The following is a 21126-nucleotide window of genomic DNA, read 5'->3' on the forward strand; positions in this document are numbered from 1 at the left end:
TTGCGGACAGGGCCCCTGCTCCTCGTCTGTCGCACCGACGGTGACGGTGCGTCGCCCCGCGATCGGACGAGGAGCGCTCGCCGATCCGGCACGCCATGACAACCCCTGTCCCTGACGTCCAGGATTGCGCCTGCCGACGCGTCGTGGATGGCAAGGAGCGATGACGGTCTTGCGGCCGATTGTCCGCGCCGGACGGCCTCGCCGTACCCCGCCGGAACATTGCGTTTAGGCGCCCGGTGGTGCAACAAGACGGGCCAAATTCAGCATTGGATCAACCCAGCCGACCCCAAAAGCGGCGCACGGAGGTGCAGGTATGTCAGATCTCGAAATCGTCTGGACGAAGGTCGATGAAGCGCCGGGGCTGGCGACGTTCTCGCTACTCCCGATCGTCCAGGCCTTCGTCGCCACGGCCGGCGTCAAGATGAGGCTGGCGGACATTTCGCTGACCGGCCGCATCATCGCCAACTTCCCCGAGAAGCTGAAGCCCGAGCAGAGAATCCCGGACGAGCTGGCCGAGCTCGGCAAGCTGGCGATGAAGCCGGAAGCCAACATCATCAAGCTGCCCAACATCTCCGCCTCGATCCCGCAGCTCAAGGCCGCGATCAAGGAGCTGCAGTCCAAGGGCTACGACGTCCCCAACTATCCCGACAGCGACGCCACGCCCGCCGACAAGGAAATCCGCGCCCGCTACGGCAAGGTGCTGGGCAGCGCCGTGAACCCGGTCCTGCGCGAGGGCAACTCCGACCGCCGCGCCGCCGGCGCCGTGAAGCAGTATGCCCGCAAGCACCCGCACAAGATGGGCGCCTGGAGCAAGGATTCGAAGACCCGCGTCGCCCACATGACGGGCGGCGACTTCTACGGTTCCGAGGTCGCCACGACCGTCGCGGCCCCGACCAGCGCCCGCATCGAGCTGGTCGCCGCCGACGGCGCGACCACGGTGCTGAAGCCCAAGATCCCGCTCAAGGCCGCCGAGATCATCGACTGCTCGGTGATGAGCGCCAAGGCGCTGAACGCCTTCTATGCCTCGGCGATCGAGATGGCGAAGAAGGACGGCGTCCTGTTCTCGCTGCACCTCAAGACGACCATGATGAAGATCTCCGATCCCATCCTGTTCGGCCATTGCGTGTCGGTGTTCTTCAGCGACGTGTTCGCCAAGCACGGCGAGACGTTCAAGAAGCTCGGCATCGATCCCGACAACGGCCTGGGCGACATGCTGGCCCGCATCGAGACCCTGCCCGAGGCCGAGAAGGCCGCGATCAAGGCCGACATCCAGGCCGAATATGCCAAGCGCCCGGGCCTCGCGATGGTGAACTCCGACAAGGGCATCACCAACCTCCACGTGCCCAGCGACGTGATCATCGACGCCTCGATGCCGGCGATGATCCGCGAATCGGGCAAGATGTGGGGCGCCGACGGCAAGCTGCACGACTGCATCGCCGCCATCCCCGATCGCTGCTACTCGACGCTGTTCCAGGCCGTCATCGACGACTGCAAGGCCCACGGCGCCTTCGATCCGAAGACCATGGGCTCGGTGCCGAACGTCGGCCTGATGGCCCAGCAGGCCGAGGAGTACGGCAGCCACGACAAGACCTTCGAGATCCCCACCGCCGGCACCGTCCGCGTCGTGGCCGAGGACGGCACCGTCCTGATGCAGCAGAAGGTCGAACAGGGCGACGTCTTCCGCATGTGCCAGGTCAAGGACGAGCCGATCCGCGACTGGGTCAAGCTCGGCGTGCGCCGCGCCCGCCTCACCAACACCCCGGCGGTGTTCTGGCTCGACGCCAAGCGCGCCCACGACGCGGAGCTGATCAAGAAGGTCGAGAAGTACCTCAAGGACGAGGACACCAAGGGCCTCGAGATCCACATCATGCCGCCGGTCGAGGCGACCAAGTTCTCGCTCGACCGCATTCGCAAGGGCCTCGACACGATCTCGGTCACCGGCAACGTGCTGCGCGACTACCTGACCGACCTGTTCCCGATCATGGAGCTGGGCACCTCGGCCAAGATGCTGTCGATCGTCCCGCTGCTGAACGGCGGCGGCCTGTTCGAGACCGGCGCCGGCGGCTCCGCGCCCAAGCATGTCGAGCAGTTCCAGCACGAGGGCTACCTGCGCTGGGATTCGCTCGGCGAGTTCCTGGCGCTGGGCGCGTCGCTGGAGCATCTGGCGCAGACCACCGGCAACGAGGACGTGAAGGTGCTGGCCGAGACGCTCGACGAGGCCAACGGCAAGATCCTCGACAACAACCGCTCCCCCGCCCGCAAGGTCGGCGAGCTGGACAATCGCGGCAGCCATTTCTACCTCGCCCTCTACTGGGCGCAGGCGCTGGCCCGCCGCGACAACAGCACGGCGCTTTCGGCCCGCTTCAAGCCGCTGGCGAAGACGCTGGAGGAGAACGAGGCCAAGATCGACGCCGAGCTGATCGCCGCGCAGGGCAAGCCGGTGGACACCGGCGGCTACTACGCGCCCGACCAGAAGAAGACCTCGGCCGGCATGCGCCCGAGCAAAACCCTGAACGACGCGCTCGCCTCGCTCTGAGCGGCGCGACAGGCTGAAGACGACGAAGCCGCCCCGGGCAACCGGGGCGGCTTTTTCTTGGCCCCGTGGCCTTGCCCTACCGCGACGACAAACAACGCCCTCACCCTGAGGAGCGGTCCAAAGGACCGCGTCTCGAAGGGTGGCAATGCGCACCTGCCCGTTGCCCATCCTTCGAGACGCGCGCCTTCGGCGCGCTCCTCAGGATGAGGGAATTGCTTGAATTGATTCAGTCGATTGCCGAGCGGCCTCTCAGGACGACGAAGGTATCGCCCGCCCCTTCCGCCGCAGATCGCCCTTGCAGCGTTCCGAGCAGGTCTTGACCTGGTCCCAGTCGCGCGCCCACTTCTTGCGCCAGGCGAAGGGGCGGCCGCAGGCGGCGCAGGTCTTCTCGGGCAGGGTCGACTTGGTGTAGCGCTTCGCCATCACAGCGTGCCCAGAAACGCCGCCGCACTGTCGGCGATCCGCCCCTTCTCCACGTCGGCGAACTTGTCGTAGGTGCGGACCATCTGCGCCATGCGGGGATTGCGCCCGATCTTCTCGCGGTGCCTCGAAATGAAATCCCAGTAGAGCGCGTTGAAGGGACAGGCGCGCGGGCCCGTCCGCTGCTTCACCTCGTAGGCGCAGCCCCCGCAATAGTCCGACATGCGATCGATATAGGCGCCGCTCGCGGCATAGGGCTTGGACGCCAGCAGGCCGCCGTCGGCGAACTGGCTCATGCCCACCGTGTTGGGCAGCTCGACCCATTCGTAGGCGTCGGCATAGACCGCGAGATACCATTCGTGCAGCTCGTGCGGATCGATCCCCGCCAGCAGCGCGAAGTTGCCGGTGATCATCAGCCGCTGGATATGGTGCGCGTAGGCCTGCTCCCTGGTCTGCGTCACCGCCGCCCGCACGCACGCCATTTCCGTCTCGCCCGTCCAGTAGAAGCCGGGCAACGGCCGCGTATGGCCGAGGAAGTTGCTGCGCTCGTAGCCCGGCATCTTCAGCCAGTAGATCCCGCGGACATATTCGCGCCAGCCGATGATCTGGCGGATGAACCCTTCCGCCGCGTTCAGCGGCACCCGCCCCGCCCGCCACTCGATTTCGACCTGCCGGCAAACCTGCAGCGGATCGAGCAGGCCGCAGTTCAGGTAGGGCGCGATGACGGCGTGATAGAGGAACGGCTCGCCCGCCAGCATGGCGTCCTGGTAGTCGCCGAACTTGGGCAGCCCCGTCTCCACGAAGGCCGTGAAGGCCGCCTCCGCGTCGGACCGCGTGACGGCAAACCGGAACGGCTCCAGGTCGCCGAAATGGTCGCCGAAGCGCGCCTCGACCAGCGCCAGCACCTCGCGCGTGATCGCATCGGGCGTCACCCCGCGCGGCCGCGGCATGAACAGGTCGGCCTTGGCGGGCTTGCGGTTCTCCGCATCGAAGTTCCAGCGCCCGCCCGCCGGCTGGTCGCCCTCCATCAGCAGCCCGGTGCGCCGGCGCATGTCGCGATAGAAATACTCCATGCGCAGCTGCTTGCGGCCCGCAGCCCAGGCGGCGAACGACGCGGGCGAACACAGGAAGCGCTCGTCCGGCAGGATGTCCACGGGCAGCGAAAAGCGCGCCGCCCAGGACTCCTGCATCTGCCGCACGCGCCATTCGCCCGCTTCCGTGACCACCACCCGCTCCGGCCGCAGCCGCTCGATCGCCGCGCCGAGCTGCTCCGTGAACGACCCGCGATTGTCGGGATCGTCCAGGGTCACATAGTCGACCGTCCAGCCCAGCCCGCGCAGTTCCGCCGCGAAATGGCGCATGGCCGAGAACAGGAAGGCGATCTTCTTCTTGTGATGCCGCACATAGCCCGCCTCGTCCGCCAGCTCCGCCATGAGCACGCGGTCCTGCGCCGGATCGCCCGCGGCAAGGCTGGTGAGGGTCGGCGTGAGCTGGTCGCCGAGGACGAGGATGAGGTTGCGGATGGCGGACATTGAGGAACTTGTAGGCAGATACGGCGTTTGACCCTGCCCGGTTCACTGAAGGGTCGCCGTGAGGCCTCGAAGCGTCGTCAGCCCTGCCTTGAACAGGCCTTCGCCATCGCCCACCAAACAGCTCACCCGGACGGCCCGCCGGCGCATTGGCAAAGAGGAAATCTCGAAAATGGCAGTGACGGGCCCCCTGGGCGGCTCTCCCCGGTCGATCCGACGTGCGGTGCGGCCATGAGCGGCGGTCTCGTGGCGCTGCTCGACGACATCGCGTCCCTGGCGAAGATGGCCGCCGCCTCGATCGACGACATCGCCGGACAGTCGGCAAAGGCCGGCGTCAAGGCGGCCGGCGTGGTTATCGACGACACGGCCGTCACCCCGCGCTACGTCACCGACTTCAGCCCGGCGCGCGAACTGCCGATCATCGGCCGGATCGCGCTCGGCTCGCTGCGCAACAAGCTCCTGATCCTCCTCCCCGCGGCCCTGGCGCTCAGCCTCCTGCTGCCCGGGGCGATCACGCCGCTCCTGATGATCGGCGGGGCGTACCTCTGCTACGAAGGCGCGGAGAAGCTCTACGAGGTCGTTTTCCCGCACGAGGAGCAGGCTCACGAGGCGACCACCGAGCCGGTCGCCCTCGATGCGAAGACCCTCGAGGACCGGAAGATCGCGAGCGCCATCAAGACCGACTTCATCCTCTCGGCCGAGATCATGGCGATCACGCTGGCCGCTCTCCCTGCGGGCGGCTGGGTGAAACAGGCAATCATCCTCGCCATCGTGGCCGTCGGCATCACCGCGGCCGTCTACGGCGCCGTGGCCCTGATCGTCAAAGCGGACGATTTCGGCCTGGCGCTGGCCCGGCTGTCGCCGGGATCGGCGCTTGCCGCGCCGTTGCGCGTCACGGGCCGCGCGATCGTGCGGGCCATGCCGCATCTCCTGAAGGCGCTCTCGGCGATTGGCACGGCGGCGATGATCTGGGTCGGCGGCGGCATCATCCTGCACGGCCTCGACGCCTATGGCCTGGGCGGACCGACGCATATGCTGCACGACGCCGGCGCCGCCGTCGCGCGCGCCGTTCCCGTGGCCAAGCCGGTCGTCGCCTGGGCAGTGGAAGCCGCCGGCTTCGGCGTGGCCGGACTTGTCATCGGGCTGCTGGCGATCCCTTTGACCAGCCGCGTGCTGTCGCCGCTCTGGCGCCGGGTCAAATCGCTGGGCCGCCGGATTCTTTCGAGAGACCGGGCCTGACGGCGGCAAGCGATTCCCGTAGGAGCAACAATCCTTTGCAAGTGCTCAGCTGCTCGCCGAGGACGAGGATGAGGTTGCCGATGGGCGGCATGCGAGCGCTGCAGACAGGCACGGCCAAAGCCCCTGCCCGGTTCACTGGCGGAAAGGCGCCATCGATCTGGGTTATGCGTCCGAACGCGAGATCGTCGGCCTTGGACTCTTCCGGGTGTCGGACAATCGCATCCGTGTGATGAGAAGCCGTTAGCGCACGACGAGGGCGTCCATGTCGTCGGCCTCCCCCTCCAACCACTCGACGGCCAGCGTGCTCACCGGCCCGACGCCGTCCATAACTCCCGCGACCGCGCTCATGCCCCACATCTCGCCGACGTCCTGGCTGAAATAGCCGATGGTCAGGCCGGGATCGATCGTCACCTGGCCGTCATCGGGCTGTTCCTGGCCCGAAATCACCCGGAAAAGCGTGGTCTTGCCGGCGCCATTGGGCCCGACCAGCCCCGCCTTCTCGCCCTTATGGTGCCCATCGACGCGTCGATGAACAGGATCTGATGGCCTTCTGCTTGCTGATGTTATCGAGACGAACCACGGGGGCTGTGCTGGCGGGAAAGACGCGGCAACGCAAGGCTCAGCCGGATCGCGCCGTTGCGGCTGATTGTGCCTTTTAATTCCCTTTGAGAGGGCCCCAGTCATGTTGTCGTGTCGCAAGGCTAGCAGCCATCATCTTCATCGAGCCAAAATACGGTACGCTCGACCTCGAAGTCGCTGTATTCAGTCTTGCGACGGCCCATTCGGATATACGCTAACCTTCGGGTACGAAGCTTCTTTTGCGCCAGAAACAATTGGAGGTCAGCAGTCCGCACGTCTGTTGCTCTGCCGATCCTGCTGCTGAGCATATCAGGTTTGGTTGGGCTCCAAGAAGTATTCCAGATCCTGGTAGCCGATGCATCCTGCCTAGAAACAGCGAGACCGATACCGTTATCCCGAAGTTCTACCTTGGCCTCGTGGTTGAACATTTCTGGTGACGCTACTTGGAGATGCGTTGGGAACAAGTCTATGTGCCAGCGCGCATACTCGCCCGGAGTCGCGACGACAGTCAGAGGATAAGGTGGCTTCGGGATGGATTTGGGTGGCCAGATAAGCACACTTTGAAAGTCGCGTGGATCACTCACACGGAGCCAGAGGTGCTCCAGCGGCGACAGACCTTCACGATCTTCGGGAAGCGACCAACAGGCGCAACCGGCAACGAGATCGACTTCAATCTCTTTGAACTCGAGTTCAGAAATGTCGACGGCGCGCACCGACAACAGAGCGCGCCCGCTGGCTAACTGGCCTTCGGCACTCTTCCAAACCAAGTCTGAGATCGATGCAGGCGATAACGCTGAACTCGCCAGCCCCTGCGTCCAAGAAGGCCGTTCACCATAGACTAGTCTGGCCAACCCGCGATCTAGGGGGCAAATCTCCAAAGCGATACGTTCTGCGGCGCCCCGATCCAGTCCCCATGCATGAGCCGCATATGCAAGAGTACGCAGGAAAGCCGACAAATAGACTTCCCTTTGGCGCAAATCGAAGTGTCCAATGCCTCGTTGATCCTCCCAACTGAACCAATGAGGACTCGATGACAATGGTTCAGCGACATGGCCTTGAAGCCATTGCCATTCATATTCCCACCGAGCAAGGAACGGCAGGCCAGTTCTCTCTTGCAGGAATTCGAACGTGGACTGGAACGAAAGCGGGATAGCCTGCCCCATCTTCTTATGGAAATAGGCAGCGATATGCGCGTTGATTCTTGGTGTGCCTTCGCCGAAACCGTAGCAGCTATTTGGCGAGCGATTGAATAAGCGCTGCATCAGCGTATCGCTAAGATGCGAAGGAGCCCTTACGGCCGATACCACCGCGTTATAGTTAAAGTGCGAAGCAAGATCGAAAGTGTCGATGACCGAAAGGCCAATGATTACTTCACTTTCTAATCGCCGCTCCGATATCCAAGTAATGAGGCCTCGCGCAGCCTCAATGTCACCAGTATCTATCAGTTCTGCGAGCCGCCGCGCAGCTTCCCATCGCACTTGAAAGACAGGCCAAAGCATCCGGTGGAGCAGGAGCTCGATCTCCGGCGGCGTCACGAGGCCCATCCGAGTACCGGCAACGGCTGCTCTTTAGTCTCAGCTCGAAGTGTGCCGACCATCTTCTCCGCAATAGCCCTAGCGAGCTCTTTCTCTCCAACTTTCAGAAGCAGGTAGATGAGGCGACTAAGGCCCAGCACGAGCGGTTGATCTCGTCTTCGATCCGCTCTCGTTCTGGCAGTTTCCTGCACAAATTCACGCCAACGCTCCGGGTAATGTTCCGCGACTGCATCCAGTCTTGCGATCGCGTCGTCATGACTACTGTGCCAACGCTGCCAGCCATAATTTGCGCGATGCCCAACAACCAGCCACTTAAATGCCGCGCTACGCCCTTCCAGTTTGAGAGAAAGTCGAAACGCTTCATCATAAAGCTCAGAAAAATCCCGCAGCGCGTCATCAATTCTGGAAGCCTCCAGAGACCGAAGCAATTCGTGGCCTTGGCCCAAACAGGCCCAGTGGGAAAACCAGCGTTGAAGGATATTACGTTGGTTGAAAATTCCAGCCTCTTTGAGTGCTGAGACTAGTTCATTGAGCTTGTCAGGACCAAAGCTAGATAAATCGAACTGCGGCTCCATTGACGAAGTAGATTCGGGTTTCTGCTTCTCAGTGTCGTCCACATTGGCTGGGCCGAGATAGCGTTTGACGCGCGCAATGGCGATCAGCCCATCAGAGTCCTTTCCGCGATCTCTAGATGCCAACCAACGCTGCTCCGTCGGTTGAATAAAGGTCGATAGCAGAGCCTCGCGGCGCGGCCCAGGCGGAAGGGTCGACACAAGCTCAAGCAGTAGTTCGTTTGCGTAGCGCCACTCTTCGCAGTGGATTAAGTACCCATAGGCACGCGCGGCTTGCTGCGGCGCGTACCGCGCCAACAGCTTGTAGAACTCAATTTTGATGTGGTCGGTCTCATCACCGTCTGTGAATTCGGTAATTTGGTCAAGAATCGGTGCGAGGCTCAGCAATGTTTTGACAGCATCTGAATCGCCATGCTCGTGCAACAGCTCGAGTGTCGTCAGCACTTCGTATCCGAAGACGTCCTTTCTCCAACCGTATCCAATGAGGCCATTGGCGGCGCGCTGCAGAAAAACAGCTGCAGCTTGTGTCAACCCATGCTCACCGCAGAAGAGGCTAAGGCGAATCCAAAGTTCCGTTCGTTCAGCAAATTGCGTTACCCCTTGGTCCAGCTCTTTGAAAAGTAGATCAGCTAGCGCTTGAGCTCCGGCCTGCGTATGGAGACGCAACGGACGCGTGCTGAAGGCATGCAGCCAGCCTTCATTCAACCAGAATGGTGATTCCGATGCTGTCGTTATGTCAATTTCATCGATGAAATTCTCACGAGCAACGGCAAGGCTGAGCACCTGGAGATCAATGCCGATGTCGAGTATTGCCTGGCGCAAGGCTTGGTAACGAGCGTGCACCTCATAGGACCCCTCAGGCGATACTGTTGGGTTAAGTCCTGCATAGAGCGCGGCCATCGTGGGTGGCTCACCGTACTCGCTCCATGCCTTCGCAACAGCCTCAGCCATATCGGCAAGATTTTCGAGTACCGGCACTAACCAGGCTTGATCCGAGGATGCAGAAGGCTCGGCGACGACGGGCCGCACCTCGCCTTTCGCAAAAGCCGCGCAGAAGGCGCGAAAGAAAAAGGAGCTTAAGAGCGAACGCGTTTCCACATTGCCGCCACTCAGATCGCGTTCCTCGAAAAGAGGAGCGAGTTCCAGGGGCGTAGTTAGCGGCGGCGGCGCCCCTCCGAGGAGCAAAGAAAGCGCATGCCGTCGAGGATCCTCCACCACCTCTAGGCCGATGTTGAAAGGATCGAGACGCTCTAAGCAAGCGGCGGTGAAGACTTCGGTGTTGAATTCCGGGCCGCTGGCAATGCCAGCAAGCTCCAGGACTTTCCTAGGCTGCTGCATTCGGAGGGCTTCACGGGCGAACGCTGTTAGGGGCGCATCGGGGTTCTGGAATTGCTGGCAAAACGCTACAAAGCGCGCACCGTCGTGCTTACTTAAATGTGCAATCACCTGACCGATCGAGTCAGGCAAATCCTGCGGCCAATTAAAGCTCCGTTTGGATAAGCGCTTTAAGCGACGGTTAAATTCGTCCACCGCCTGACGCGCAAGTCCCGTGCGTTCGCTGGGACTTGCGCGACGGAGCACCAGAGCCATCGAAGTCGTGTCAAGGTCAAGAAGGTCGGCTCTCAATTCGGCGAGAGGATAAAGATCGGCGGTGACCTCGACGGCCGCAGCAAGAAAGAGATCCCATCGGTCTGTTTGAAACTCTGCGCCATTCTGCACGCGTAACCGGAGAAGACGTAGTTCTAGTGTACGCGGTAGATCGAAGTGTAAAAACGCAGCCTCCTCAGCTGCTCTCAGGATTCGGCTGATCTGATCGATCGGATAGGCTGCGGCTAACGCGGCGAGAACCCAGGGCCGATCGGGAGCGTTTACGAGCGAGACGTCGTCCCCAAGCTGCGCTTGCGTTAGCCATAGCCAAGCCCAGCGCCAATAAGGCGGAGCACTTTGACTTAGCCATGTCAGGATTTTTTCTCGGTGAGCGGCCAGTGCCGATGCACTGCCTGACTGCTCCTGCACGAAGGCGAACAAGCTACCATGGAACGGGTACACGCCTAAGTCGCGATGATTTAGCAAGTGATCAATACGGGCTAGGGCGTCAGCATCTCCGGGCTCTGCGAACAGTTGTCTAAGACTTAAGGGTGGCATTGCAAACAGGAGCGCTGCCAGGACATGGAGAATATCCTGCCCTCGAGCACCAACTCTGGACCATAGTGCCGCATAGTAGAGACGGATGTCACCGCTCGGGCAGGATGGCAGCGCTTCGATGATCTCAACGGTTAGTGGGGCGCCTGTCCGAGCAAGATCCTCGAATGCATAAATCAGGTGAAGGGGGAGGCCGCCCGAGATCTCGAAGAAGGCGGCAGCGAGCGTCGCTCTCTCCCGGGAACGCACTTCAAGGTCTCGCGCAGCGAAGATCAGACGTCCGGCCACATCTTGCTCCTTGAGCCAGTGGCTAACTGCGTCCTGCGACATAAGGGGGAGCTCCATCCATGCCGCTCGCGGCGCGTGCTGAAGCAGTTTCACCGGCAGTTCTTCGTCGGGCGCAGGTTGCGTTCCAACTACTAGCGCGACGCCTCGTGGAATCGGTAGTAGTTCGGCGAACAACTGCGCCATGTGCTCTTTCGATCGCCCTTCGCGCCAGACGTGGTCCAGTCCATCGATCACGATCACGAGTCGCTTTCCAGCGTCGGCTTGGGCCTGGCCAGATGAGACAATTGCGCTGGAAAGATCATTAGGGTCATAGCTTGCTCCCGGGCTCTGGGCACGCAACTGCGACGTCAAGGAGTTAGCGATCTCGTTGTAATGGAAGCGCCCGGCGCTCTTGTCAGCGAGGTCGAGAAAGTAATGATGCCGGATGACGATCAGGCCCTCGTCTGATAGCTCCTCGACACAATGGCTTAGAAATGTACTTTTTCCGCGCCCGGGTGGCCCGACAAGTACTGTGACGCCGTCCACTTCCGATATCTTTCGGAGAAAGCTATCGGCAAACTCAGCGTCTGGGGGCTGATAGCCGGCTGGTACTTCGAAGTCCTGAGGTAACGGGCGTGGGCGGCGCAGAGAGAGCACTTGCCGAAGATGTTCGTGAAGAATCCTCCCATCGGGTTCCGGCCGGTACTTGAGTGTAGCCCAGGACTCAACTGCGTCCCGGAACGAAAGCCAAGCCGACCCATCGATGTCGAAGGCAACGTCGGAACGAAGACGATTCTCTAAATCCTCAAGGATTGGCTCGGAGTGGTGGAAGTCGAATACAGCGAAGAACGCTTCCGCGTCAGTTGTGCTTCCGATTTGCTTTACGATTTCTGCTTGGACCTCAGCATCTACGCGCCTGAAATCGATGCGCGAGCCGACCAAGCAAGCTGCGACCGCCGGATCAGGGATGCGATCCGTCCGAAGGCCGGCACTCGCCAAGCCACCGGCAAGAGCGTGTCGACCCACAGTTTGTGACCACTTTCGAAGAAGTGACGTGCCTTTCGGCCGATGCGAGAGCAACCATGACCAATTCAAAGCAGTGGCTGCGGCGCTCGGATCTGGCGTGAACTTGACTTGTAAGAGCTCGAAGCGGCCATCTGGACGACAGGCAACGACGTCATCGACTGCACCAAACTGCTTATCATCTGAGTCAAGTTCGACCCATTGGTACAGCGTCCGGTCTCTATAAAACCGGATCAGAACTTCGATCGCGACGAGGTCTTGATAGCGAAAGCCGGCGCGAATAATTCCCGGTCGCTTATATCCGATCGCCGCCGAGGCCGAAGATCGCATAGTCACCCGGGAACGCCCCCCTCACTCCCACTCGATCGTGCCCGGCGGCTTGCTCGTGATGTCGTAGGTCACCCGGTTCACACCGCGGCATTCGTTGATGATGCGGTTGGCGACGCGGCCGAGGAAGGCGTGGTCGAAGGGGTAGTAGTCGGCGGTCATGCCGTCGGTCGAGGTGACGGCGCGCAGCGCGCAGGCCTGGTCGTAGGTGCGGCCGTCGCCCATCACGCCGACGGTGCGGACCGGTAGCAGCACGGCGAAGGCCTGCCAGATCTCGTCGTAGAGGCCGGCCTTGCGGATTTCGTCGAGATAGACGGCGTCGACCTCGCGCAGCAGGTCGAGCTTCTCCTTGGTGATGTCGCCGGGGATGCGGATGGCGAGGCCCGGGCCCGGGAACGGATGGCGGTTCACCAGGTCGGCCGGGAGGCCCAGCTCGCGGCCGAGCGCCCTCACCTCGTCCTTGAACAGCTCCCGGAGCGGCTCGACCAGCTTCATGTTCATGCGCGCCGGAAGGCCGCCGACATTGTGGTGGCTCTTGATCGTCACCGAAGGCCCGCCGGTGAAGGAGACCGATTCGATCACGTCGGGATAGAGCGTGCCCTGGGCCAGGAATTCGGCGCCGCCGATCTTCTTGGCCTCGGCCTCGAACACGTCGATGAACAGCGCGCCGATCGTCTTGCGCTTCTTCTCCGGGTCGCTGACGCCGGCCAGCGCCTTCAGGAAGGTCTCCGAGGCGTCGGCGTGGATCAGCGGGATGTTGTAGTGGTCGCGGAACAGGCGGACGACCTGCTCGCCCTCGTCCTTGCGCAGCAGGCCGTGGTCGACGAACACGCACTGGAGCTGGTCGCCGATCGCCTCGTGCAGCAGCACGGCCACGACGCTGGAGTCGACTCCGCCGGAGAGGCCGCAGATCACCTTGCCCTTGCCGACCTGGGCGCGGACCTGGGCGATGGCGCGTTCGCGGAACGCGGCCATGGTCCAGTCGCCTTTGGCGCCGGCGATGTTCAGCGCGAAGTTGCGCAGGAGCTTGGCGCCGTCGGGCGTGTGCATCACCTCGGGGTGGAACTGCACGCCGTAATAGCCGCGGCTCTCGTCGGCGATGGCGGCGAAGGGCGCGTTCTCGCTGGTGGCGACGACGGAGAAGCCGGCCGGCAGCTTGGTCACGCGGTCGCCGTGGCTCATCCAGACCTGCTTGCGGTCGCCGGGCTGCCAGACGCCCTCGAAGAGGCGGGTCGAGGCCTTGATCTCGACTTCGGCGCGGCCGAACTCGCGGTGATGGCCGCTCTCGACCGAGCCGCCCAGCTCCTTGGCCATGGTCTGCTCGCCGTAGCAGATGCCCAGCACCGGCACGTCGGCCTTGAAGATGGCGGGATGGGCGGCGGGCGACTGGCCCTCGGTCACCGAGGCCGGGCCGCCGGAGAGGATGATCCCCCGTGGATCGAACGCCTTGATCTTCGCGTCGTCGACGGACTGGAAGGGCAGGATTTCACAGTAAACCCCGGCTTCGCGCACGCGGCGGGCGATCAGCTGGGTAACCTGGGAACCGAAATCGACGATCAGCAAACGGTCGGTCATGGGGCGATATAAGCGTGCCCGGCCGGGGCGGCAACCGTCGCGGTGTGGATGGCTGGGATCGGGCCGAAATCGAACAGGTCCGAGGTCACACCAGGGCCCTCATCCTGAGGAGCGCGCCGCAGGCGTGCGTCTCGAAGGATGGGCAACGGGCGCGGTGTGCGTGGCCCATCCTTCGAGACGGCCCTTCGGGCCTCCTCAGGATGAGGATGTGCGGGTGGCCTGGGGGACGAAGACCATTGGCCAGCGCAGCGCCGCTTCCCCCTCCCGGCCTCCCCCGTGTGACGGGGGAGGTAGAAGAAGGGTCAGTCGTCCTCCGCCAGCCGGCGCCGGATCAGCGGCGCACCGAGGTCGCGCCAGGCGTAGGCGATCTCCTCGACGTCGGTGCCGCCCATCGTGTCGGTGCGCTCGCCCACCCGCTCGCCGCCCAGCCCCTCGTAGAAGAAGCGGGTCGGGTTGCGGGCCAGCATCCACAGGACGGCGGTGTCGCAGCGGTCGGCCTTGAGCTGGCGGAACAGCGCGTCGAGCAGGCGGCGCCCCAGCCCCTGGTTCTGGAAATCGGGCTCGACGTAGAGCGTGTAGACCTCGCCCACCCGGATTTCGCGGCCGTCCAGCCCCTCGGGCAGCCCGTCCGGCGGGTCGCGCAGCGGGCCGCAGCTGCCGAAGCCCACGACGCCCATCTCCGCGTCGTCGGCCACGAAGACGCCCCGCGCCTCGGCGGGGTCCTGCAGGAGCTGCGACCACCAGGCCGACTGGCGCACGTCCGACATGGCGACCAGCATCGCGTCGGGCAGCAGGCCGGCATAGGTCGCCTGCCAGGTCTCGACATGGACCCGCCCGATCGCCGCGGCGTCCTGGCGGGCGGCGCGGCGGATGCGGATCATGCGGACGGCTCGCGCGGCCCCTCGGGAGCGTCGGGAGCCTCGGGGGCGGCCTGAGGAGCCACGTCCGGAACGGCCACGGGAGCCGCATCCACTCCCGCCTCCGCAGCCGGGTCAGGCGCCGTCTCGGCGACGGCGTCCGGTGCGCCCTCTTCCGTCGCTTCCGCGCCCGCCCCGGCGGTCGCGCGCGGTGCCGCCACGGCCCGGGTCGCTTCCTTGCGCACCAGGGCGGCGGCGAAGAAGCCGTCGGTGCCGTGCTTCAGGGGCGAGAGCCGCAGATAGGGCGTGCTGCCGGCGTCGGCCGGCGGTTCGGTGGGGAGGATGTCGCGCCACAGCGCCTCGACCGGCACGACCTCGAACCCGTCGTTGCGCTCGAGGAAGGCGGCGATCTGCTTCTCGTTCTCCGCCGGCAGCACCGAGCAAGTGGCATAGATCAGCCCCCCGCCGGGCTTCACCAGCTTCGCGGCGGCGTCGAGGATGGCGGCCTGCTTCGGGACCAGCTCGGCGAGATCCTCGGGCCGCAGCGTCCAGCGGCCGTCGGGATTGCGCCGCCAGGTGCCCGTGCCGGTGCAGGGCGCGTCGACCAGCACGCGGTCGAAGGCGCCGGCCTGGCGCTTCAGCCATTTGCGGTTGTCGGCGTCGATGGGGCGGCGCTCGACATTGTGCGCGCCGGCGCGGCGCAGGCGCTGGGCGGAGCGGTCGAGGCGCGATTCGTAGACGTCCATCGCCACGACGCGGCCCTTGTTGTTCATGCGCGCGGCCATCGCCAGCGTCTTGCCGCCGGCGCCGGCGCAATAGTCGGCGATCTGCATGCCGGGCTGGGCGTCGACCAGGGCGGCCACCAGCTGCGAGCCCTCGTCCTGGATCTCGACCAGCCCGTCCTGGAAGGCCTTCCCCTTCACCACCGACAGCCGGCGGCGCAGACGCAAGCCATCGGGGGCATAGCGCATCGTGTCGGTCTCGATGCCCTCGCGGGCCAGCGCCTCGCGCGCCTGCTCGACCGTCGCCTTCAGCCGGTTGACGCGCAGGTCGACCGGCGGCGGTGTCTCGATCGCGGCGACCTCACGCCCCCAGCCGTCGCCATAGGCTTCGCGGAAATGCGGCGCGACCCATTCCTGGACGTTGAGGCGCACCCAATCGGGCTGATCCGGATGGGGCAGCGAATGGCCTTCCATCTGGCGCAGGGCGCGATACTCGGCCTCGTCGAGCCGCGACGGCCGGTAGGTGCCGCCGTCGAACAGGCTCTCGAGCTGGCCCATGTCGAGCCCCTCAACCAGCATCAGGTCGGCGGCCACGATGGCACGCGCGCCGCGGTCGGGATGGCGCGTGCGGTCGAGCCACCAGGAGAGCTGCCCGTAGCGGCGCAGGATGCTCCAGACGCGATCGGACACGGCGCGGCGGTCGCCGCCGCCGATGAAGCGGCGCGACCGGAAATAGGCATTGGCGACGAGATCGGCCGGCCGTCCTCTCTCACCGGAGAGGCCATGGCTGACGATTTCGTCGAGGAGTTCTATGGTGGCCGCCACCCGCGCGCCCGGTGTCACGTCTGTCTCCCTTGCAAAGCATGCCGCTACGATGAATACGCCCGACGCGCAACGTCCCCGCTCCGAGCCGTTCCGTCGCGCCGCCCTCGTCCTTCTCTCCCTCCTCGTCGGGCTCGGCCTGCTGGAACTTGGCCTGCGCGCCGCCACGTGGAGCTGGCTGTTCGCCTGGCCGAACTTCGTGCTCGACGCGCGCAAGGTGCTGTCCGAGCGCGATACCGGCCGCACGGCGCATGACGGGCGGCTGGGCTACGTGCCGCGCGACGGCTACACCGCCGCCGGCATCACGATCGGCGCCAACGGGTTGCGCGATACGGGTCCGGCTCCCGCCGGCGCGCGCGCGCCGATCCTCGCGGTGGGCGATTCCTTCACCTTCGGCGAGGAGGTGGGCGATAGCGAGACCTGGCCGTCCGACCTGCAGCGGCTGACCGGCCGGCGCGTGCTGAACGGCGGTGTGAGCGGCTACGGCTTCGACCAGATCGTGCTGCGCGCCGAGGCGCTGGCGCCGCTCTACAGGCCCGAGGCGATCGTCGTCGCCTTCATCGCCGACGACATCCGCCGCACCGAGATGCGGCGCCTGTGGAGCGCCGACAAACCCTATTTCGATCTCGAGGGCGACGGGCTCCGCCTGCGCAACGTGCCCGTGCCGCCGCGTGCGCCGGCGCGCGAGACGCTCAGCTTCTGGCAGAAGACGCTGGGCTATTCCTTCGCCTTCGACTTCATCCTGCGGCGCCTCGACCAGCTGCACGACTGGTACGGCGACCACATCCGCGTCCATCCGCGCGGCACCGGCGAGCGGATATCCTGCCTGCTGACGGCGCGCCTCGCGGAGCTGCAGAAGAGCAGCGGCGCGAAGCTCCTGCTGGTCGCCGAGTACGATCCCGTCGTGTGGGACGATCCGCGCTTCGCGGCCGAGCAGCGTCGTCTCACCGCCGGCCTGCTGGCCTGCGCGGGGAAGAACGGGCTGGCGACCCTCGACACCTACGAGGCGATGGCGGCCACGCCGCGACCGCGCGACCTCTACGTGCTGTGGCACATGAATGCCGCCGGCAACGCGCTGATCGCACGGCTGGTCGCGGATGCGCTCGGGCTCAAGGGGCCCTGACATGCTGAGCCGCGCGGCGCTGGTCGTGGGCTCGCTGCTGGTCGGGCTGCTGCTGCTCGAACTGGGCTGCCGCCTCGTGCGCGGGCCGGCCGCGCTGCTCGACTGGTCTAACATCATCCTGAAGGAGCGCCAGGAGACGCGCGGCACCAGCGACGGGCGGCTGAAGCGCGACAGCGACCTGGGCTTCGTGCTGCGGCCGGGCTTCCGCGCCGACGGCGTCACCTACGATCTCCACGGCCATCGCCTCACGCCCGCCCCGGCCGGCGCGGTGCTGGCCGAACCGCCCGTGCTCGCGGTCGGCGATTCCTACGCCCATGGCGACGAGGTGAGCGACGGCGAGACCTGGGCGGCGCTGTTGCAGCCGCTGATCGGACGCCGCACGATCAACGCCGGCGTGAGCGGATACGGGCTCGACCAGTCTGTGCTGCGCGCCGAAAGGCTGGTGCCGGAGATCAGGCCGGCGGCGCTGGTCCTCGTCTTCATCGCCGACGACCTGCGGCGAGCTGAGATGAAGCGCGTCTGGGGCGCGGAGAAGCCGTACTTCGAGCCGGCCGGCGGCACGCTCGCCTTGCGCAACGTCCCCGTCCCGCCCTCACCGCCGCCCGTCGCGACGCTCGATCCCTGGCAGCGCCTGTTCGGCTGGTCGGTGCTGGTCGACACGATCCTGCGTCACAAGGGCTGGCAGTACGAATGGTCGATCGACCATTTGCGCGTGCTGCCGCGCGGCACCGGGGCGACGATGGCCTGCCCGATGATGAAGCGGCTGGCCGCGCTGAACGTGCCCACGCTCGTGGTGGCGGAATACGATCCGTACGTCTGGAAGAATGCGGAGTATGCGCAGGAGCAGCGCCGTCTCTCGGCCGTGGTCCTGGAGTGCGCCCGCGCGGCGGGCTTCGGCACGCTCGACCTGTTCGATGCGATCGACGCGGCCGTGAAACGCGACGGCTACGCCGCCATGTTCAGGTCATCGCACCCCGGCCCGCTCGGCCACCGCATCGCGGCGGAGCGGATCGCGGAGGCGCTGCGGCCCTACATGCCGCCGCGGTAGTTCGGCGCCTCGCGCATGATCTCGACGTCGTGCACGTGGCTCTCGCGCAGGCCCGAGCCGGTGATGCGCAGGAACTGGCAATTGCTCTGCATCTCGCGGATCGTGCCGTTGCCGGTATAGCCCATCGCCGCGCGCAGGCCGCCGACCAGCTGGTGCAGGATGCTGCCGACCGCGCCCTTGTAGGGCACGCGACCCTCGATGCCCTCGGGCACCAGCTTCAGCGTGCTCTGCACTTCCTGCTGGAAGTAGCGGTCGGCCGAGCCGCGCGCCATGGCGCCGATCGAGCCCATGCCGCGGTAGGACTTGTAGGAGCGGCCCTGGTAAAGGATCACCTCGCCCGGCGCCTCGTCGGTGCCGGCCAGCAGCGAGCCGATCATGGCGCAGTCGGCCCCGGCGGCGATCGCCTTGGCGAGGTCGCCGGAATACTTGATGCCGCCGTCGCCGATCGCGGGCACGCCCGCGGCGCGGCAGGCTTCGGCGGCCTCCATGATCGCGGTGAGCTGCGGCACGCCGACGCCCGCCACCATGCGGGTGGTGCAGATCGAGCCCGGGCCGATGCCGATCTTCACGGCGTCGGCGCCGGCATCGATCAGCGCCTGGGCGCCCTCGCGTGTGGCGACGTTGCCGGCCATCACCTGGGTGTAGTTGCTGAGCTTCTTTACCTGCGTCACGGCCTCGAGCACGCCGCGCGAATGGCCATGCGCGGTGTCGACCACGATCACGTCGACGTCGGCGTCGATCAGCAGCTGGGCGCGGCGCAGCCCGTCCTCGCCCACGCCGGTCGCCGCAGCGGTGCGCAGGCGGCCCTTCTCGTCCTTGCTGGCGCCGGGGAACTTGTTGGCCTTTTCGATGTCCTTGACGGTGATCAGGCCGATGCAGCGATAGTTGGCGTCGACCACCAGCAGCTTCTCGATGCGATACTGGTGCAGCAGCCGCTTGGCCTCTTCCTTGGTCGCGCCCTCGCGCACCGTGACCAGCCTCTCCTTGGTCATCAGCTTGCTCACCGGAATGGCGTTCTCGGTGGCGAAGCGCACGTCGCGGTTGGTGAGGATGCCGACCAGCTTGCCGCTGCCGCGCTCCACCACCGGAATGCCCGAGATCTGGTGCGCTTCCATCAGCGCCAGCGCGTCGGCCAGCGTCTGGTCGGGATGGATGGTGACGGGGTTCACCACCATGCCGCTTTCGAATTTCTTGACCCGGCGGACCTCGTTGGCCTGCGCCTCGGCATCGAGGTTCTTGTGGATGACGCCGATGCCGCCGGCCTGCGCCATGGCGATCGCCATACCCGCTTCGGTGACCGTATCCATCGCCGCCGACATCAGCGGGATGTTGAGTTCGATGGTCCGCGTGAGGCGTGTGCGGGTGTCGGTCTGTCCGGGCAGCACCGACGAGGCAGCAGGCTTCAGGAGGACGTCATCGAAGGTGAGCGCTTCCTGAATCTGCATACCAACCTCCATGAAGGAGAAATGAAAACGGCGGCCCTCGGAGAGGGCCGCCGGGTTGGCGAGCCTTTATACACACCGCCGCGCACAAGCCAAGTGCAGTAACGCGGGGCCGTTATGCACAGGAGTCCCTAAACGGCGCCCAGGAAATCGCGTTTCCCGATCTCCACGCCCGACTGGCGCAAGATTGCGTAGGCCGTGGTGCAGTGGAAATAGAAGTTCGGCAGCGCGAAGTGCAGCAGATACTGCTCGCCCGTGAGCTTGAGCGGGTTGCCGGCGATCGTCAGCACGACCTCCCGTCCCTCGCTGCCGTCGATCTGCTCGGCCTTGAAACCCTTGATATAGGCCTGCACCGCCGCGATGCGCTTCTGCAGGTCCCCCAGAGTCTTCTCCGCATTGTCATGCGGCGCCGGGACCTCGGCACCCGCCAGCCGCGCCGCGCTCTCCTCGGCGAAGCGGCAGGCGATCTGCACCTGGCGCGTGAACGGCAGCATGTCCGGCGTCAGGCGGGTCGCCCCCAGCACCGCCTCGTCGACCTTCTTCGCCGCCGCCCAGGCCGAGCCCTTTTCGAGGACCTTGGCCAGCGCGCCGAGCTGGCGCTGATAGACGGGAATCGAGGCGGCATACATGCCAAGCGACATGGAAATCTCCCAGGTTGGACCGAGCCAGAAAACCTAGCCGCGAAAGCCGGTCCCGACGACATACATCTCGGCCGAGTCGGCCCGGCTGGCCTCCGGCTTGAAATGGCGCACCTTGGCGAAATCTTTCTTCAGCCGGTCGAGCAGCGTCCGCTCGGTGCCGCCGCGCAGCACCTTGGCGACGAAGGCGCCACCGGGCTTCAGGATCTCGCGCGCGAAATCATGCGCGAGTTCGGCAAGTCCCATGATGCGCATATGATCGACCTGGGTCTCCCCCGTCGCCGCCGCCGCCATGTCGCTCATCACCACGTCGGCCGGCCCGCCCAGCAGCTCCGTGAGAATCGCTGGCGCATCTTCGTCATAGAAATCCTTGGCCAGCACCGTGGCGCCCGCGATGGGCTCGACCGGTGTCAGGTCGATGCCGATCACCACGCCCTTGTTCTTGCCCGAGCTGACGCGCTCGACCGAAACCTGCGTCCAGCCGCCGGGCGCCGCGCCGAGATCGACGATGCGCGCCCCGGGCTTCAGGATTTTGAACTGGTCGTCGATCTGCAGCAGCTTGAAGGCCGCGCGTGAGCGGTAGCCGCGCTTCTTGGCCTCCTCGACATAGGGGTCGTTGAGCTGGCGCTGCAGCCAGCGCTGCGAGGAAACGGTGCGGCCGCGTGCCGTCTTCACACGCACCGTGGCGCGCCGCCCCGTGGGCAGGCTGCCCTTCTTGTCGCGAGCCATC

At 65.2% G+C, this 21126-nt stretch carries 14 protein-coding genes and 1 pseudogene; 4 read left to right on the top strand and 11 right to left on the bottom strand.

Annotation, left to right across the window (positions count from 1 at the left end; translation table 11 throughout):
* Positions 1-313: 313 nt before the first annotated feature.
* A complete protein-coding gene (locus tag LJ725_RS25030) occupies positions 314-2536 on the top strand; it encodes an NADP-dependent isocitrate dehydrogenase (protein WP_230553681.1) in 2223 nt (740 codons plus the stop codon).
* A 249-nt stretch (positions 2537-2785) separates the two neighbouring features.
* Here LJ725_RS25030 and LJ725_RS25035 read toward each other — a convergent pair whose 3' ends face one another.
* Both LJ725_RS25035 and LJ725_RS25040 read right to left on the bottom strand, forming a co-directional pair.
* Positions 2786-2959, bottom strand: a complete 174-nt coding sequence (locus LJ725_RS25035) for a DUF2256 domain-containing protein (RefSeq protein ID WP_230553682.1) — start codon at positions 2957-2959, stop codon at positions 2786-2788.
* Positions 2959-4488 carry a cryptochrome/photolyase family protein gene (locus tag LJ725_RS25040; protein ID WP_268990862.1) on the bottom strand — a complete coding sequence of 510 codons (1530 nt, stop codon included), beginning with the start codon at positions 4486-4488 and terminating at the stop codon, positions 2959-2961. Before LJ725_RS25040 ends, LJ725_RS25035 begins: the two co-directional genes overlap by 1 nt.
* Positions 4489-4716: 228 nt before the next feature.
* Between LJ725_RS25040 and LJ725_RS25045 the strand changes: the two genes are divergently transcribed.
* Positions 4717-5724, top strand: a complete 1008-nt coding sequence (locus tag LJ725_RS25045) for a DUF808 domain-containing protein (protein ID WP_230553683.1) — start codon at positions 4717-4719, stop codon at positions 5722-5724.
* A 249-nt stretch (positions 5725-5973) separates the two neighbouring features.
* Here LJ725_RS25045 and LJ725_RS25050 read toward each other — a convergent pair.
* The 6 genes and pseudogenes from LJ725_RS25050 to LJ725_RS29250 form a co-directional block, all read right to left on the bottom strand.
* A pseudogene (locus tag LJ725_RS25050) lies at positions 5974-6304 on the bottom strand (ATP-binding cassette domain-containing protein); the annotation flags it as partial.
* Positions 6305-6425: 121 nt separating this feature from the next.
* Positions 6426-7838, bottom strand: coding sequence for a hypothetical protein (locus LJ725_RS25055; protein WP_230553684.1), 1413 nt, complete (start codon positions 7836-7838; stop codon positions 6426-6428).
* Positions 7835-12172 carry an AAA family ATPase gene (locus tag LJ725_RS25060; RefSeq protein ID WP_230553685.1) on the bottom strand — a complete coding sequence of 1446 codons (4338 nt, stop codon included), beginning with the start codon at positions 12170-12172 and terminating at the stop codon, positions 7835-7837. The genes LJ725_RS25055 and LJ725_RS25060 overlap by 4 nt, the downstream gene beginning before the upstream one ends.
* Before the next feature lie 21 nt (positions 12173-12193).
* The gene (gene guaA / locus LJ725_RS25065; RefSeq protein ID WP_230553686.1) at positions 12194-13744 is read right to left on the bottom strand and encodes a glutamine-hydrolyzing GMP synthase; all 1551 of its coding nucleotides are present in this window, start codon (positions 13742-13744) and stop codon (positions 12194-12196) included.
* A 302-nt stretch (positions 13745-14046) separates the two neighbouring features.
* Positions 14047-14625, bottom strand: coding sequence for a GNAT family N-acetyltransferase (locus LJ725_RS25070; protein ID WP_230553687.1), 579 nt, complete (start codon positions 14623-14625; stop codon positions 14047-14049).
* Positions 14622-16166, bottom strand: coding sequence for an RsmB/NOP family class I SAM-dependent RNA methyltransferase (locus LJ725_RS29250; RefSeq protein ID WP_230553688.1), 1545 nt, complete (start codon positions 16164-16166; stop codon positions 14622-14624). Before LJ725_RS29250 ends, LJ725_RS25070 begins: the two co-directional genes overlap by 4 nt.
* Positions 16167-16197: 31 nt before the next feature.
* Between LJ725_RS29250 and LJ725_RS25080 the strand changes: the two genes are divergently transcribed.
* Complete coding sequence (locus LJ725_RS25080; protein WP_230553689.1) at positions 16198-17268, top strand: SGNH/GDSL hydrolase family protein; 1071 nt, start codon at positions 16198-16200, stop codon at positions 17266-17268.
* Between the two features lies 1 nt (position 17269).
* Entirely contained in the window at positions 17270-18316 is a 1047-nt protein-coding gene (locus tag LJ725_RS25085; RefSeq protein WP_230553690.1) for an SGNH/GDSL hydrolase family protein, read from the top strand.
* Here the strand turns inward: LJ725_RS25085 and guaB are convergent.
* From guaB to LJ725_RS25100, 3 genes are all read right to left on the bottom strand, one after another.
* On the bottom strand, positions 18298-19761 hold the full coding sequence (gene guaB / locus LJ725_RS25090; protein ID WP_408015772.1) for an IMP dehydrogenase: 1464 nt from the start codon (positions 19759-19761) through the stop codon (positions 18298-18300). The genes LJ725_RS25085 and guaB overlap by 19 nt on opposite strands.
* A gap of 128 nt (positions 19762-19889) precedes the next feature.
* Positions 19890-20399: a DUF1993 domain-containing protein gene (locus tag LJ725_RS25095; RefSeq protein ID WP_230553692.1), complete on the bottom strand. Its 510-nt coding sequence runs from the start codon at positions 20397-20399 to the stop codon at positions 19890-19892.
* A gap of 33 nt (positions 20400-20432) precedes the next feature.
* Positions 20433-21125, bottom strand: coding sequence for an RlmE family RNA methyltransferase (locus LJ725_RS25100; RefSeq protein WP_230553693.1), 693 nt, complete (start codon positions 21123-21125; stop codon positions 20433-20435).
* Position 21126 lies beyond the last annotated feature (1 nt).

The organism is Reyranella aquatilis (assembly GCF_020880995.1).
Lineage (GTDB): Bacteria > Pseudomonadota > Alphaproteobacteria > Reyranellales > Reyranellaceae > Reyranella > Reyranella aquatilis.